General features: G+C 38.8%; 13 protein-coding genes. 10 read left to right on the forward strand and 3 right to left on the reverse strand.

What is annotated here, in order from left to right; genetic code table 11:
- Positions 1–82: 82 nt before the first annotated feature.
- Both FFM59_RS07430 and FFM59_RS07435 read right to left on the reverse strand, forming a co-directional pair.
- Entirely contained in the window at positions 83–1,030 is a 948-nt protein-coding gene (locus FFM59_RS07430; protein ID WP_137602408.1) for a diacylglycerol/lipid kinase family protein, read from the reverse strand.
- Positions 1,031–1,122: 92 nt separating this feature from the next.
- The gene (locus tag FFM59_RS07435; protein WP_137602409.1) at positions 1,123–1,335 is read right to left on the reverse strand and encodes a DNA-directed RNA polymerase subunit epsilon; all 213 of its coding nucleotides are present in this window, start codon (positions 1,333–1,335) and stop codon (positions 1,123–1,125) included.
- Between the two features lie 214 nt (positions 1,336–1,549).
- Here FFM59_RS07435 and FFM59_RS07440 point away from each other — a divergent pair, with 214 nt between their 5' ends.
- Positions 1,550–1,960, forward strand: coding sequence for a hypothetical protein (locus tag FFM59_RS07440; protein ID WP_170175960.1), 411 nt, complete (start codon positions 1,550–1,552; stop codon positions 1,958–1,960).
- A gap of 49 nt (positions 1,961–2,009) precedes the next feature.
- Here the strand turns inward: FFM59_RS07440 and def are convergent, their stop codons facing one another.
- A complete protein-coding gene (gene def, locus FFM59_RS07445) occupies positions 2,010–2,573 on the reverse strand; it encodes a peptide deformylase (protein ID WP_137602411.1) in 564 nt (187 codons plus the stop codon).
- 323 nt (positions 2,574–2,896) lie between these two features.
- Between def and pdhA the strand changes: the two genes are divergently transcribed.
- The 9 genes from pdhA (at position 2,897) to FFM59_RS07490 (ending at position 15,721) form a co-directional block, all read left to right on the forward strand.
- Entirely contained in the window at positions 2,897–4,003 is a 1,107-nt protein-coding gene (gene pdhA, locus FFM59_RS07450; protein WP_137602412.1) for a pyruvate dehydrogenase (acetyl-transferring) E1 component subunit alpha, read from the forward strand.
- A 2-nt stretch (positions 4,004–4,005) separates the two neighbouring features.
- Entirely contained in the window at positions 4,006–4,983 is a 978-nt protein-coding gene (locus FFM59_RS07455; protein WP_137602413.1) for an alpha-ketoacid dehydrogenase subunit beta, read from the forward strand.
- A gap of 36 nt (positions 4,984–5,019) precedes the next feature.
- Positions 5,020–6,312, forward strand: coding sequence for a 2-oxo acid dehydrogenase subunit E2 (locus tag FFM59_RS07460; RefSeq protein ID WP_137602414.1), 1,293 nt, complete (start codon positions 5,020–5,022; stop codon positions 6,310–6,312).
- Between the two features lie 7 nt (positions 6,313–6,319).
- The gene (gene lpdA / locus FFM59_RS07465; protein WP_137602415.1) at positions 6,320–7,741 is read left to right on the forward strand and encodes a dihydrolipoyl dehydrogenase; all 1,422 of its coding nucleotides are present in this window, start codon (positions 6,320–6,322) and stop codon (positions 7,739–7,741) included.
- A 178-nt stretch (positions 7,742–7,919) separates the two neighbouring features.
- The gene (locus tag FFM59_RS07470; RefSeq protein ID WP_137602416.1) at positions 7,920–8,201 is read left to right on the forward strand and encodes a UPF0223 family protein; all 282 of its coding nucleotides are present in this window, start codon (positions 7,920–7,922) and stop codon (positions 8,199–8,201) included.
- A gap of 5 nt (positions 8,202–8,206) precedes the next feature.
- On the forward strand, positions 8,207–8,977 hold the full coding sequence (locus FFM59_RS07475; protein WP_137602417.1) for an inositol monophosphatase family protein: 771 nt from the start codon (positions 8,207–8,209) through the stop codon (positions 8,975–8,977).
- Between the two features lie 97 nt (positions 8,978–9,074).
- On the forward strand, positions 9,075–10,919 hold the full coding sequence (gene typA / locus FFM59_RS07480) for a translational GTPase TypA (protein WP_137602418.1): 1,845 nt from the start codon (positions 9,075–9,077) through the stop codon (positions 10,917–10,919).
- Between the two features lie 154 nt (positions 10,920–11,073).
- Entirely contained in the window at positions 11,074–12,243 is a 1,170-nt protein-coding gene (locus tag FFM59_RS07485; RefSeq protein WP_137602419.1) for an FtsW/RodA/SpoVE family cell cycle protein, read from the forward strand.
- A gap of 52 nt (positions 12,244–12,295) precedes the next feature.
- The gene (locus tag FFM59_RS07490; protein WP_137602420.1) at positions 12,296–15,721 is read left to right on the forward strand and encodes a pyruvate carboxylase; all 3,426 of its coding nucleotides are present in this window, start codon (positions 12,296–12,298) and stop codon (positions 15,719–15,721) included.
- The last annotated feature ends 124 nt before the right edge of the window (positions 15,722–15,845 follow it).

The following is a 15,845-nucleotide window of genomic DNA, read 5'->3' on the forward strand; positions in this document are numbered from 1 at the left end:
TAGTTAAAGGGACTTTGGAGTGTTTTTCCAAAGTCCCTTTATTTTTTATAGTCTGGAATTAGTTTTTTCCCAGCCACGTCTTTTATTTTCTAGACTTAATCCAAAATGGGTATTGAACTGTATTCATTGATAAGTCGAAGAAACGGCTACCCATTTCTTCTCCATCTGATTGTCCGAACTCTAATGAGGATGTCGTTAAGCGAACTGAGCTTGATTTGTAGTGATGTACCCAATGAGAATTTAAGTGTTTTCCAGAGGGAATAAATAACGCAATCCATAACAGAATTAACCAGTTATGGCGTTCAATCACAATTAGTTCCAAGTCAGGATCGTGGACGTTGGCATTTGGCAAGATGGGAACCCCTCCACCAAAATATGGATGATTTGAGGTCGTCACAAGAAACGCTTTTTGATAGATATCATGATTGTTTCGGTTGTTAACCATTAATTGAAATGAATCTTGATGAAATAAGACACCAATTAGCGAAAATACATACGAGAGTGATCCTAGATGCAATTTGTTGAGTGCCTTTTTTGAAGTAGCAGAATTAGTGCGACTAACAATGGCAGCATCAAAGCCAACTCCAATATTATTCACAAAAAAGCCACGCTCATGGCGCATTGCTTCTTCATAATAGCCAACGTTGATGGTGGTTGGTTCTGTTAATGACAAAATATCTTCAAGTGCGGTCAATGGATCCGTCGTCATTTTTAAAGCAGTAGCAAAATCATTACCGGAGCCTGATGGAATGTAGCCAACAGGGACATCAAAAGGCAGTTCGCGACGATGCTTTAGCAGACCATTAACGACTTCATGCAGCGTTCCATCACCACCAAGCACCACGATAATGGAGTCGGGGGTCGCTTTCTTGGCCAACTGTAGTGCAAGTTTTTCGGCGTGACCACTATATTTGGATACTTTTAGTTCGTATCTAACATGTCGTTTTTCCAACTCTGTTTGCACGATTTCCCACGAATGTCGGGCATTTCCGCTTCCAGCTGTATTATTTAATATGATGTTTAGAAACATGGATGTTCTCCCGATGGGTTAGATTGAGGTAATTTAACAAAAATAAAAACGCCCAGGAATCCAGCCTGGACGTTAATCAAATCGCAAGTTAATTAAAATGTAGTCATTTTGAAGTTTGGATTTTCTTTTTCGTATTCAAAGGCTTTATCAGAAAGTTGTTCAATAAATTCAATGTTGTGATCTGTGTTTTCTTCCACAAGGACACGTGCAGCTGGTAATGAATCAGCTTCAACATACATTGAAAGGGTATCTTCACGTTTAGGATTACGAACTTTTGTTTCTTGGTAGTATACTTTAAAAATCATTTTCAAAACTCCTTGTATTTAAAATCGATGTAAATCAAGTTTAATTTTAGCACATTACTACTACTAATGCTAACAGACAAACTAAATTGAATGATATTGTTTTCTGAGGATAGAATATAATGTTATTCTATTAATAGAAAGAGGTGATACTGTGATTATTAGTATAATAGTAGCAATAGTAGTTGCAGTTTTAGTGTATCTGTTAGTGCATCGAATGATTTCGAAACGAGCAATCTCCATTATTACCAATGATGCTCAAAAAGTAACGGATGCTGCCATGAACGATGTACTCCCAATTTTAATTGAACGTGACTACATTGAAACACCGGATTCACAATTTGCATCTGAAACAGTTGCCAATATGTGGGGAGCAGGAGTAATGGCATTTGAATACCAATTTACAGTTGGGCCAAATAAAATTAATTTTGATGAGGTGAGGTGGCAACTAAATTCGCAATTAAATACTTATGCTGACCAAAATGATATTCAATCGTATGAAGATGTCGACAGAATCTTTATAGTAACAGATTTATGGACATATTTGGATCAGTTGCATATAGATGTTGCCTACGTCGTAAATGAATCTACTGCTGAATATGTCAAAGACTTAGCCAAATTATCTTAAGCAAATCAAAAAGAGCTGTTAATGAATTTCATTAACGGCTCTTTATAGTTTACCCGAATAAAATTGTATCTTCCGGTGCTTCAAAAGGATGTTCTTTATTAATGTGATCATAAAATAGCATGCCATGAAGATGATCAATTTCGTGTTGACAGACGATTGCTGGATAATGCTTCAGACGTATCGTATGTGTTTCACCGGCCACATCTTGGTATCGGAGCGTAATACGATCGTGACGAGGAACATAACCAGGAACATCTTCATCAACCGACAGACAGCCTTCACCCTCAGATAGTGCACCGTATTGGACTGATTCGCTGATGATGACAGGATTAATGATGACATCTTTGAACTCAGGTTCAGTATCATCTTCTTCAGCTGGTGGGACAAGTACTGCGGCCATTTGTTTAGAAACTCCCACTTGCGGTGCAGCTAAACCAACTCCAGCGCGTAATCCGTACTTTTCGCATAATTCTGGGTCTTGACTGACCTCAAGATATTCCATCATATCGGTGGCTAGTTGCTGATCTTCTTTCGAGAGTGGAAATTGAACGTCGTCAGCATAGCGACGCAGAACGGGATTACCATCTCGAGTGATATCTTTCATTAAAAACAAAATATTCAGCTCCATTCAAATTTTTCAATAATTATATTTTATCATATTTAAATGTGAATGACATAAGCATAAAATTTTTAGGGATAATGTGAAACTGTGAGCAAATTATAATGTTGATATACTGGGCAAAAAATGGTATATGTGTATCGATTGTGAACTATTTTACTGTTCGGTAGTCACTACTTTAAATACGAATAAGGAAAAATTGACCAAGACACCCCTTGCAATTAGAAAGTGGCAGTGTATACTAAAGGAGTAGACAAATAAAGCGCTTACATTTCAAGGAGACGTGTAACGTTAATATAGAAAGGAACGTGTTAGGTATGGCTAAAGATAGTAAGAAAGTCGTTGACTTTGCAGCAATTAAGGCCGATTTGGGCGGTGATTTCAAACCAGTCCAAATTTTAGATAATGATGCAAAAGTTGTTAATAAGGAATTGATGGCAACATTTTCGGATGAACAACTGCTTGATTTCATGAAGAAACTTGTTTGGGAACGAGCACTGCATGAACAAACGATGAATTTCTCACGTCAAGGTCGTTTAGGCTTCTATGCACCAACTTATGGTGAAGAAGCAAGTGAAATGGGTACGGTTTCTGCTTTTAAGGAAAATGATTATCTGTTACCTGCTTATCGTGATCTTCCACAATTAATTCAACATGGTGCAACTGTTGCAGAAGGATACCTTTGGTCAAGAGGCCATGTGGTTGGTAACCAATTTAAGGCGCGTGCATTAATGCCACAAATTATCATTGGTGCCCAAATGGTTGAAACTGCCGGAGTTGCTTTAGGACTTAAGAAAAATGGTGAAGATGCAGTCGCATTCTCATACACAGGTGATGGTGGTACTTCTCAAGGTGATACTTATGAAGGTATGAACTTTGCTGGAGCTTATCAAGCACCTGCAGTCTTTATTATTCAAAATAACGGATATGCAATTTCAGTTCCACGTCCAAAACAAACTGCTGCCGTTACTTTAGCTCAAAAAGCTGTTGCTGCTGGTATTCCAAGTGTTCAAGTTGATGGTATGGATATCTTAGCTTGTTATGCTGTTGCTAAAGAAGCTCGTGAATTTGCTGCAGCCGGCAACGGACCAGTTATGATTGAAACTTTAACTTATCGTTTTGGTCCTCATAGTAGTGCTGGTGATGATCCTAGTCGTTATCGTACAAAGGAAGAAGAAAAACCTTGGTTCGACAATGATCCATTGATTAGAATGCGTAAATATCTTACTGACAAGGGCCAATGGTCACAAGAACAAGAAGATGCATACGTTGAAGAATGCAAAGAATCATTCAAGGAAGCTTTGAAAGTTGCTGATGCTACAGAACCAGAAAAGGTTTCTGATATGCTGAAGAACACCTTTGAAGTTCCTACACCTGATATTGCTAAACAAATCGCCGAATTTGAAGAAAAGGAGTCGAAGTAATCATGGCTAAAAAATCATATATTCAAGCAATTACTGATGGGTTAGATATTCTACTTGATGAAGATCCAAAGACTTTAATTTTTGGGGAAGACGTTGGTAAAAACGGTGGTGTATTTAGAACAACCCAAGGACTACAAGAAAAATATGGTGAAGATCGAGTATTCGATACACCATTAGCAGAATCTGGTATTTTAGGTCTAGCTGTTGGTCTTGGACTAACAGGTTGGCGTCCAATTCCAGAAATTCAATTTATGGGATTCACTTTTGAAGCAATGGATTCAATTGCAGGCCAAATGGCTCGTATGCGTTTCCGCTTTGGTGGGCTAAAACATTCACCAATTACTATCAGAACACCATTTGGTGGTGGTACTCATACCGCTGAAATGCATGCTGATAACCTTGAAAACTTCTTTACAGGAGTTCCAGGATTGCGTGTTGTTACTCCAAGTAATCCATATGATGCAAAAGGATTAGTAATTTCTGCAGTTGAAAATAATGATCCCGTATTATTTATGGAAAACTTAAAATTATATCGTTCAATGAAAGACGATATTCCTGATGAAAAATATACTGTTCCTTTGGATACAGCCAAAGTTGTTCGTGAAGGTACAGATGTTACTATCGTCGCTTATAGTGCAGAAGTTAATGAATCATTAACGGTTGCTGAAAAATTAGCTAAAGAAAATATTTCTGCTGAAGTTATTGACTTACGTTCATTATCACCAATTGATACAGACACAATTTTTGCCTCAGTTGAAAAAACTCATAAAGTTGTTGTTGTTCAAGAAGCACAAAAAATGGCAGGGGTTGGTGCAGTTGTTGCATCAGAAATCTCAGAACACGCTATTATGTCACTTGATGCACCAATCGCTAGAGTTGCTGCGCCAAATAGTGTTTATCCATTTGCTCAAGCTGAAAATGTTTGGATTCCAAATGCAGATGATATTGAAGCAAAAGTACGTGAGACTTTAAGCTACTAAAATTACTAAAATAATTTCAGAAGGGATGAATACAATATGGCTTTTAAATTTACACTCCCAGAGCTTGGTGAAGGAATGGCTGAAGGTGAAGTTGCTTCATGGCTCGTAAAAGAAGGAGATACAGTCAAAGAAGACGACACAATCGTTGAAATTCAAAACGATAAGTCTGTCTCGGAGTTGCCTACTCCAGTTTCAGGTACTATTAAAAAAATTGTTGCACAAGAAGGAGACACAGTTGAAATTGGCGATACTCTCGTTGAAATTGATGATGGATCTCCAGACACTGGTGATGATAGTGCACCTGCAGAAGCTGCTCCAGCAGCAGAAGCCGCTCCAGAAGCACCAGCAGAAGCACCAGCACCCGCTGCTACGGCAACAGTTGCAGCATTAGCAGAACCAAACAAATTAGTTTTGGCAATGCCATCAGTACGTCAATATGCTCGTGATAAGGGTATTGACATCAGTACAGTTGCCCCAAGTGGTAATCATGGTCAAGTTGTCAAAGCAGATATTGACAATTACGGTGGCGCCGCTGCGCCAGCTGCTACTACAGGTGTAGCACCAGCAGCCGCACCAGCTAAAGCAACTGCACAAGCAGTTAAACCTTACAAGTCTGACAATGGGGATGCTGAAACTCGCGAACCAATGTCACCAATGCGTAAGATTATTGCTAAATCAATGCGGACTTCAAAAGACATTTCTCCACATGTTACATCATTTGATGATGTTGAAGTTTCAGCCTTGATGGCTAATCGTAAGAAGTACAAGACAGTTGCTGCAGATCAAGAAATTCATTTGACTTTCTTGCCATATGTTGTCAAAGCATTAGTTGCAACTATCAAGAAGTATCCAGAATTGAATGCTTCAATTGATGATGCATCACAAGAAATTGTTTACAAACATTATTACAACATCGGTATTGCAACCAACACTGATGATGGATTATATGTTCCAAACATTAAAGATGCTGATTCTAAGGGTATGTTCGAAATTGCTAAGGAAATTAGCGAAAATACTGAAGCTGCATATGCTGGTAAATTATCAGCTAAAGCAATGAGTGGTGGATCAATCACAATCAGTAATGTTGGTTCAATTGGTGGCGGCTGGTTTACTCCAGTTATCAACCAACCTGAAGTTGCTATTTTAGGTGTTGGTAAAATTGCCAAGGAACCATATGTCAATGAAGATGGCGAAATCGTAGTTGGTAATATGCTTAAATTATCATTGAGCTATGATCACCGTTTGATTGATGGTGCATTAGCACAAAATGCATTAAATTACATGAAACAATTATTGCATGATCCTGCAATGATGTTGATGGAAGGATGATTTTCACATGGCAGATGTTGAAGAAAAAGAAACAGTCATTATCGGTGGTGGACCTGGTGGATATGTCGCTGCAATTCGGGCTTCTGAATTAGGTCAAAAAGTGACTTTGATTGAAAAAGGAACGTTAGGCGGAGTTTGTCTTAACGTTGGATGTGTCCCATCAAAAGCATTGATTAATGCTGGTCATCGTTTGGTAGAGGCTAATGATGCTTCTGTCTTTGGAATCACGACAAAACCAGCAACAATTGACTTTACTAAGACTCAAGATTGGAAACAACATTCCGTTGTTGATCGTATGACAAGCGGTGTTAAAATGTTGCTCCAAAAACACAAGGTTGAAGTTCTCAATCAGGAAGCATTCCTGGACAATGATTCTCAACTACGTACTATGGATGTTGGACCTAAACAATTCATGGACAATGGCGGTGGACAAACAATTAAATTTAAGAATTTAATTATTGCTACTGGTAGTCGTCCAATAGAAATCCCAGGATTTAAGTTTGAAAAACGTGTCATCGATTCAACCGGTGCACTTAACTTACCAGAAATTCCTAAAGAATTAGTTGTTATTGGTGGTGGTTACATTGGAACTGAATTAGCTGGTGCATATGCTAATTTAGGTGCACACGTAACTATCCTTGAAGGAACACCATCAATCTTGCCTAATTTTGAAAAGGACATGGTAGCTGTTGTACTCAAACAATTGAAGAACAAGGGTGTTGATGTTATCACCAGCGCTATGGCTAAAAAGTCAGTTCAAGATGATAAGAGTGTAACAATCACTTATGAAGTTGACGGTAAAGCTACAGACTTGAAAGCTGATTATTGCTTAGTTTCTGTTGGCCGTAAACCAAATACTGATAACTTTGGACTTGAAATGACCAGCGTTAAAATGGATGATCATGGTCTTGTTGAAGTTGACAATCAAGGTCGCACAAATGTTAAAAACATTTTTGCAATTGGTGATATTGTGGCTGGACCAGCATTGGCACATAAAGCCTTCTTTGAAGGTAAAACCGCCGCTGGTGCAATCTCAGGTAAAAACACTGCCAATGATTGGGTTGGAGTTCCGGCAGTGTGTTTCGCTGATCCAGAACTAGCAACAGTTGGTTTAAACCAAGCCGAAGCTAAAGACAAGGGATTAGATGTCAAAACTGCTAAATTCCCATTTGCAGGTAACGCACGTGCAGTTAGTTTGGATCAACCAGAAGGCTTCGTTCGTTTGGTATTTACTAAAGATGAAGGCAATCTAGTTGGTGGACAAATTGTTGGACCTGGAGCAAGTGACTTAATCGCTGAATTATCCTTAGCTGTTAATGGCGGGATGAATGTCGAAGATGTCGCATTGACTATCCATCCACATCCAACACTTAGCGAACCAATCGCTGAAGCTGCTGACGTTGCATTGGGCTTCCCAACACACATCTAGAAATTAATGTGTAACAACTATTAATCGTTGAAACACGTTTAGTAATGTTCGTTTAAGTAATAGAGTTTAAAATGAGGGTTCGAGTGAAAAGTGATTTTCTACTCAAACTCTCATTTTTCGTGTGGTCAGGTTGATTCGGTGGTAAAATCTAAGTAACAATAAAATTACGGAGATAAAAATGGACAACCAAAATTATAGTTATCCAATAAATGATGATTGGACAACAGAAGAACTAATTACTGTCACGAACATGTTTGGCTTGGTCGAAGATGTGTATGAAGGTGGCGCAAATCGTGAGGCAGTGCTGACACAGTATCGGAAATTTAAAGACATTGTGCAGTCTAAATCTGAAGAAAAACAACTTGGTCGACAATTTGCCCATGATTCTGGTTACGTACTTTATGAAGTAATCAAATTGGCAAATTCAAGTGATAGGAAAACAATTCGATTGGAACGGTAAGTTTAATGATGGATTTAAAAGAAATTGATGGACAAGTTCAACAATTGATTCGGCAAGTTAAAGATGACACAATTCAAAGTATGTCGCAGCCAATTGATGTTGATGAAAAAACAGGGCGAAAAGATTTAGTGACGACTGTTGATAAAAGAAATGAACAAAGTTTGATATTAGGATTGCGAAAAATTTTACCTGAGGCTCAAATTTTAGGTGAAGAGGGTTTTGGTGATCAGGTCACTGGAACAGATGGCTGGACGTGGATTGTTGATCCAATTGATGGCACGATGAATTTTGTAATGCAACAAAATCATTTTGCCATCATGATCGCGCTTTATCACGATGGTGAAGGAGTGCTTGGTTATATTTTTGATGTCATGAATGATGACTTATATCATGGTGGTCCAGCCTCGGGTGTATTTAGAAATGAAACAAAATTAGAGGCACCTGAAGATGTTCCACTTAGAGATTCCTTGATTGGGATTAGTGGTCCATTGTTAATTGAAAACCAATTCAATTTACAAGATGTGGCACGGGTTAGTCGAGGGCCAAGAATGTATGGCAGTGCTGGAATTGAATATGTTGCAACTATTAATGGTGAGCTGAGTGGATACATATCTTACTTACGGCCGTGGGACTTTGGAGCTGGCAAAGTGTTAGCAGAAACACTCGGCTTAGTTGTCAAAAGTATTGACGGAACACAGTTAGATATGCTATCATCGACTGTTGTATTAGTAGCGACGCAAAGAGCAAGCCAAGAAGTCATTGAACTTGCTAATTAGTTTGGTTGACTGTGACCGATGTCACAGTTTTTTTATGCTAATCGGTTGCAAAAATGTGATACCAAATTTTGCTCAAAAATGAAGGGAAGAAATAAAGTTGAAATTACGTGACGATATTCGTAACATTGCTATCATTGCCCACGTTGACCACGGTAAAACAACCCTAGTTAACGAAATGTTGAAACAATCAGACACATTAGACGAACACTCATCGATTGAAGACCGTGCCTTGGATTCAAATGCGATTGAACGTGAACGTGGAATTACTATTCTTTCAAAGAATACAGCCGTTAAGTACGGCGACCGCCAAATCAATATCTTGGATACACCAGGACATGCCGATTTCGGTGGAGAAGTTGAACGTATCATGAAGATGGTTGACGGTGTATTGTTAGTCGTTGATGCATACGAAGGTACAATGCCACAAACACGTTTTGTGTTGAAAAAAGCATTGGATCAAAAATTAGTACCAATTGTTGTTATCAATAAGGTGGACCGTCCAGGTGCACGCCCTACAGAAGTTGTTGATGAAGTACTTGATTTGTTTATCGAATTAGGCGCTGACGAATCACAACTTGATTTCCCAGTAGTGTACGCTTCAGCTATGAATGGAACATCAAGTTTGGATCCAGATTTATCAACTCAAAAGGAAACTATGAAGCCAATCTTTGAAACAATCGTTGAAAAGATTCCAGCTCCTGTTGACAATCGTGACGAACCATTACAATTCCAAGTTGCCTTATTGGATTATAATGATTTCGTTGGTCGTGTCGGAATTGGTCGTATTTTCCGTGGACAAATCAAAGTTGGTGACAACGTTTCAGTAATGAAACTTGATGGTTCAAAGAAGAACTACCGTGTTACTAAATTGTTTGGTTTCTTTGGTCTTAAGCGTCTTGAAATTGAATCTGCCGTTGCAGGTGATTTGATTGCGGTTGCTGGGATGGAAGAAATTAACGTTGGTGAAACTGTTGCTGATTCAGCTCATCCTGAAGCTTTACCAATTCTTCGGATTGACGAACCAACATTGCAAATGACTTTCCGGACTAATGACTCACCAATGGCTGGTCGCGAAGGTAAATTCGTTACTTCACGTCAACTTGAAGATCGTTTGAAGTCTGAATTGCATACCGACGTTTCTTTACGTGTTGATGATACTGATCAACCTGGTGCATGGACAGTTTCTGGTCGTGGTGAATTACATCTTTCAATTTTAATTGAAAACCTTCGTCGTGAAGGCTTTGAATTAGGTGTTTCACGTCCACAAGTTATCTATCGCGAAGTTGATGGTGTGATGTCAGAACCATTTGAAGAAGTTCAAATTGATACGCCTGACGAATATACTGGTGGAGTTATTGATAGCCTTGCACAACGTAAGGGTGAAATGCAAAACATGGAATCGACAGACAATGGTCAAACTCGTTTGACATTCCTTGCTCCATCACGTGGCTTAATTGGTTACCCAACTGAATTTATGTCACAAACTCGTGGTTACGGAATTATGAACCATACATTTGAAAAGTATGCTCCAGTAATTAAAAACTGGAATCCTGGTCGTTCAAAGGGAACATTGGTTTCAATGAACTCTGGCAAGGCTACCACATACGCAATGATGGGAATTGAGAGCCGTGGAACGTTGATGATTCAACCTGGTACAGAAGTGTATGAAGGAATGATTGTTGGCGAAAATAGCCGTGAAAATGACATTACAGTTAACATCACTAAGGGTAAGAACCTTACTAACGTTCGTTCATCAGGTTCTGATGAAATGGCACGGATTAAGACTCCTCTTAACCTTTCACTTGAAGAATCACTTGAATTCTTGAATGATGATGAATATTGTGAAGTTACACCTGATCATGTTCGTTTGCGTAAGCAAATTCTTGATTCAACTTTACGTGAAAAAGAAGCTAAAAAACGTAAGATTGCTTCAAAAAAATAATTAATTTATAAATAATCAATCCTCGGAAATTTTCCGAGGATTTTTTGTGTTTTCTAGGCCTTTCCATATCCATTTTTAAACTTTTCTCAATTATGGATATGATATAATGAGTGAATTAACTCGATAATAATTATGAAGAAAAGAGCGTTACGAAATGCGAAGGGGAAAGCTAAGATTTTTGGATTATTGGTTATTTGTGCCATATATCCTACTATGTATGATTGGACTGGTGATGGTTTATTCAGCGAGTTCAGATATTACCGTTCAAAATGGGGGGACACCAACTGGTTATTTAATTAAGCAGGGAATCTACGTGATTTTAGGATTACTGGTGTTAATTTTGATGACTGCAATGAACATTGACAAGTGGCGACATCCAATCATGATAAAAACGTTTTTCTTTGTCGTAGTGGCGATGATGTTGTATGTGCTGTTTGCGGGTCAATCAGTTAATGGTGCTAAAGGTTGGATTAACCTGCCGTTTATGAGTATTCAACCGGCAGAAATCTGTAAGCTGTTATTAATTTTATACGTCGCAGATATCTTTGCTAAACATCAAAAAACAATGTCTTATGGGCTACAAGCGTCATTTCATGAATTGGATATTTTTAAAATGTATATCTGGATTGTGGCGCTAATTGGACTGATTGCAATTCAACCTGATACCGGTGGTGCAGCTATTAACTTAGCAATTGTAGTGGTTATGATTTTGGCCAGTGGAATTAATTGGAAATGGGGAGCTAGTTTCATTGTGCTAGGTACGGGAGCATTGATGATTATCCTGGGCCCAGTTGCGACACATATTGCTTCTAGTGGTTCCAACGGCAGTTATAAGTTGGCACGATTTGTGGCGTTTGCCAATCCATTTGGCACAGCCAGAGGGGCCGGAAATCAATTAGTCAATTCATATTATGCAATCGCTCATGGAGGATTGTTCGGGGTTGGACTGGGTAATAGTATTCAAAAAATGGGTTATTTACCAGAACCCAATACTGATTTTATTTTAGCGATTATTGCCGAAGAAATGGGTGTGTTGTTTGTGATGATCATTTTATTCTTATTAGGCATAATTATTGTCAGAACAGTTTGGGTCGGCGTCCGTTGTCAAAAAACATATGAGTCATTAATCTGTTATGGAGTGGCCACATTCTTTGCAGTTGAAACATTTTTCAATGTGGGCGGCGTAACAGGCTTGGTACCAATTACCGGAGTTACATTTCCGTTTATTAGTTACGGGGGTTCAAGTATGCTAGTTTTGTGCGCGTCGTTAGGATTAGTAATAAACATTTCTTCTCAACAAAAGCGTTTAAAAGTGGTAAAATAGTTAAAATTTCACAAATGCGGAAATTTTCACAAACGGATGGAGGACTTCTTTAATGGAACGTGTATTGGTTGCAAATCGAAGTGAGATTGCTACACGAATCTTTCGGGCGATTCATGAGTTAAACATGACAGCGGTGGCAATTTATGCCAAAGAAGACGAATATTCAGAACATCGTTTTAAAGCTGATGAAGCTTATTTGGTAGGTGAAGGTAAAGAACCAATTGCAGCATATCTTGATATTGAAAATATCATTAGAATTGCCAAAGAACACAATATTGACGCAATTCATCCAGGATATGGATTCCTATCCGAAAACGCAGAATTTAATAAACGATGCGTCGAAGAAGGCATCACTTTTATTGGACCCAAAGTAGAGCACTTGGAAATGTTTGGTGACAAAATGGAAGCAAAAATTGCTGCCAATGAAGCCAACGTTCCTACCATTCCAGGAACTGATCACGCAGTTGAATCTGTTGAAGAAGCAAAAATTGCTGCAGAAAAAATTGGTTATCCAATTTTTGTTAAAGCTGCCAATGGTGGTGGCGGTCGTGGAATGCGGATTGTGCAACACGAAGAAGAATTAGTTGATGCTTACAATACTGCTCAAAGTGAAGCTTCCAAAGCTTTCGGTGACAGTGAGATTTATCTAGAAAAATACTTAGCAAGTCCTAAACATATTGAAGTTCAAATTTTGGCAGATGCGCATGGAAACGTGATTCATTTGTTCGAACGTGATTGTTCGGTGCAACGTCGGAATCAAAAGGTGATTGAAATTGCACCTGCTGTGGCGCTACCAGTTGAATTACGTCAAAAAATTTGCCAGGCCGCAGTTAACTTTTTAACTCACGTACATTATTTAAATGCCGCTACGGTTGAATTTTTAGTTGATGGCGATCAATTCTATTTCATCGAAGTTAACCCTCGTGTGCAAGTTGAACATACGATTACCGAAATGATCACTGGGTTTGATATTGTTCAATCGCAAATTTTGATTGCTCAGGGCTTAGATTTACACAAAGAGATTAATTACCCACAACAAGACGAAATTACGTACCACGGTGCTGCTATTCAAGCACGGGTGACAACAGAAGATGCCACAAACGATTTCATGCCAAACACTGGTAAAATTTCTACATATATCTCTCCAGGTGGTAACGGTGTGCGTCTTGACGGTGGTAATGCCTATACCGGATCTGTGATTACACGTTATTTCGATTCACTACTTGTCAAAGCAATTGTCGGAGCTGATACGTATGAGGAAGCTTGTGACAAGATGATTCGGGTGTTGGATGAATTCACCATTCGCGGTGTGAAAACGAATATTGAATTTATGAAAAACGTTATCAACCATCCCACTTTCCGTAGTGGTTTGGCTTCAACGACTTTTATTGATCAAACCCCGGAACTATTCAAGTTGGCGCAAAAACCGGATGAAAGTGAACAATTATTAACCTATATTGCCACGACAACGGTTAATGGTTTTCCTGGTGTCAGTCGTGAAAAGAAATATTATCCTGAATTTAGTTACAATGAAGATTTTGATCCAATTCCAGCTGGCACAGTGACCGCCAAGGATGTTTTGGATGCTAAAGGACCAGATGCGTTAGTGGACTGGATTAAAAATCAGGATAAAGTCCTGTTGACCGATACCACTATGCGTGATGCACATCAAAGCTTATTTGCCACACGTATGCGCACTAAGGATATGGAAACAATTGCACCAAGACTGCAAAAAGCATTTCCGACTTTGTTCTCTTACGAAATGTGGGGCGGAGCGACGTTTGACGTTGCTTATCGCTTCTTAGGCGAAGACCCATGGGTTCGTTTACGAGAATTACGTAAAATGATGCCACGAACTTTAACTCAAATGTTGTTCCGTGGTTCAAACGCGGTTGGCTATCAAAATTATCCGGATAACGCGCTCAAAGCCTTTATCGACCAATCTGCGCAAGATGGTATGGACGTTTTCCGTATTTTTGATAGTTTAAATTGGATTGAACAGATGGAAAAGAGTATTCAATTTGTTCGTGATAATAATAAAATTGCTGAAGCAACAATGTGTTATACCGGTGATATTTTAGATTCAGATAAGTCAAAATATAACTTGAAATACTACACTGACTTAGCTAAAGAATTACAGGCACAAGGTGCACATATTATTGCTATTAAAGATATGGCTGGTTTGTTGAAACCAGAAGCAGCTTATGAATTAGTGTCAACGTTGAAAGATAATGTCGATGTGCCAATCCATTTGCATACGCATGATACAACCGGTAATGGTATCTACACATATGCTCAAGCGACAAAAGCTGGTGTTGATATTGTCGACGTGGCTTCTAGTTCAATGTCTGGTAAGACTTCACAGCCAAGTATGGGAAGTTTCTATTACGCAATGAAGGGTACGGATCGTCAACCCGATATTTCAATTGAAAATATTGAAGCAGTTGAACGTTATTGGAAATCAGTGCGTCCTTATTATCAACAATTTGCTAGCAAAATGCAGGGACCACAAACTGATATCTATCAAACTGAAATGCCTGGTGGCCAATATTCAAACTTGGAACAACAAGCTAATGCGTTACGTCTAGGTGATAAGTTTGAAGAAGTTAAAAAGAAATATCGCCAAGTTAACATGATGTTTGGCGACATTATTAAGGTTACGCCTTCTTCAAAAGTTGTTGGTGATATGGCCCTCTTTATGGTGCAACATGACTTAACTCCTGAAGACGTGATGGAACAAGGTGCTTCATTAGATTTCCCTGATTCCGTGGTGAGCTTCTTCATGGGTGATCTTGGTCAACCAGCTGGTGGATTCCCTAAAGAACTACAAAAATTAGTGTTAAAGGGGAAAACGCCATCTACTGTTCGACCAGGTAGCTTAACAAAACCAGCTGATTTTAAAGCTTTAGAAGCAGAATTAGTTGAAAAATTAGGTCATAATGTTACTTTCAATGATGTGATTAGTTATATTATGTATCCGAAAGTTTATTTAGATTATGTATCACGTCAAGAACAATATGGGCCTGTGACAGTGCTTGACACACCAACATTCTTCCAAGGCATGCGTCTTGGAGAACGGGTGGATGTCGATTTAGCTGAAGGCCAGTCTGAAATCGTTCAATTGAACCAAATCAGTGAACCTGACGATGAAGGAAATCGTACATTATACTTTGACATTAACGGGCATGCCCGTGAAATTAAAGTGAATGATGCAAGTGTTTCTCATAATATTGTGAAGAAACGGAAAGCCGAACCATCTCAACCAGGTCAAATTGGGGCCACAATGAGTGGTTCAGTGCTGAAGGTCATCGTCGCTAAGGGTGACAAAGTTAAAAAAGGTGATCCAATTGTCATTACCGAAGCCATGAAGATGGAAACAACGATTCAAGCACCAATTGATGGTGAAGTTGCTGCTGTTTTGGTTGACGCTGGTGATGTGATTGATTCAAATGACTTGTTAATTGAAATTACAGATTAATATTTTAAAATTGTAGCGAAAATTGTCGCTACAATTTTTTGTTTTGATTGGTTCTTTGTCAAGAAGTACTGATGACCTAGAATTTCACAATCATTAACATCAAGCTGCTAGTTTCTCCGTTGTC

The sequence above is a fragment of the Paucilactobacillus nenjiangensis genome (assembly GCF_005405445.1).
In the GTDB taxonomy this organism is placed as follows: Bacteria; Bacillota; Bacilli; order Lactobacillales; family Lactobacillaceae; genus Paucilactobacillus; species Paucilactobacillus nenjiangensis.

Coding starts and splice junctions, on each gene's coding strand:
- FFM59_RS07435 (WP_137602409.1), bottom strand. CDS start 1,335: ATGATTTTTAAAGTATACTACCAAGAAACAAAAGTTCGTAATCCTAAA.
- FFM59_RS07490 (WP_137602420.1), top strand. CDS start 12,296: ATGGAACGTGTATTGGTTGCAAATCGAAGTGAGATTGCTACACGAATC.
- FFM59_RS07470 (WP_137602416.1), top strand. CDS start 7,920: ATGGACAACCAAAATTATAGTTATCCAATAAATGATGATTGGACAACA.
- lpdA (WP_137602415.1), top strand. CDS start 6,320: ATGGCAGATGTTGAAGAAAAAGAAACAGTCATTATCGGTGGTGGACCT.
- pdhA (WP_137602412.1), top strand. CDS start 2,897: ATGGCTAAAGATAGTAAGAAAGTCGTTGACTTTGCAGCAATTAAGGCC.
- FFM59_RS07430 (WP_137602408.1), bottom strand. CDS start 1,030: ATGTTTCTAAACATCATATTAAATAATACAGCTGGAAGCGGAAATGCC.
- FFM59_RS07485 (WP_137602419.1), top strand. CDS start 11,074: ATGCGAAGGGGAAAGCTAAGATTTTTGGATTATTGGTTATTTGTGCCA.
- FFM59_RS07475 (WP_137602417.1), top strand. CDS start 8,207: ATGATGGATTTAAAAGAAATTGATGGACAAGTTCAACAATTGATTCGG.
- FFM59_RS07460 (WP_137602414.1), top strand. CDS start 5,020: ATGGCTTTTAAATTTACACTCCCAGAGCTTGGTGAAGGAATGGCTGAA.
- FFM59_RS07455 (WP_137602413.1), top strand. CDS start 4,006: ATGGCTAAAAAATCATATATTCAAGCAATTACTGATGGGTTAGATATT.
- FFM59_RS07440 (WP_170175960.1), top strand. CDS start 1,550: ATGATTTCGAAACGAGCAATCTCCATTATTACCAATGATGCTCAAAAA.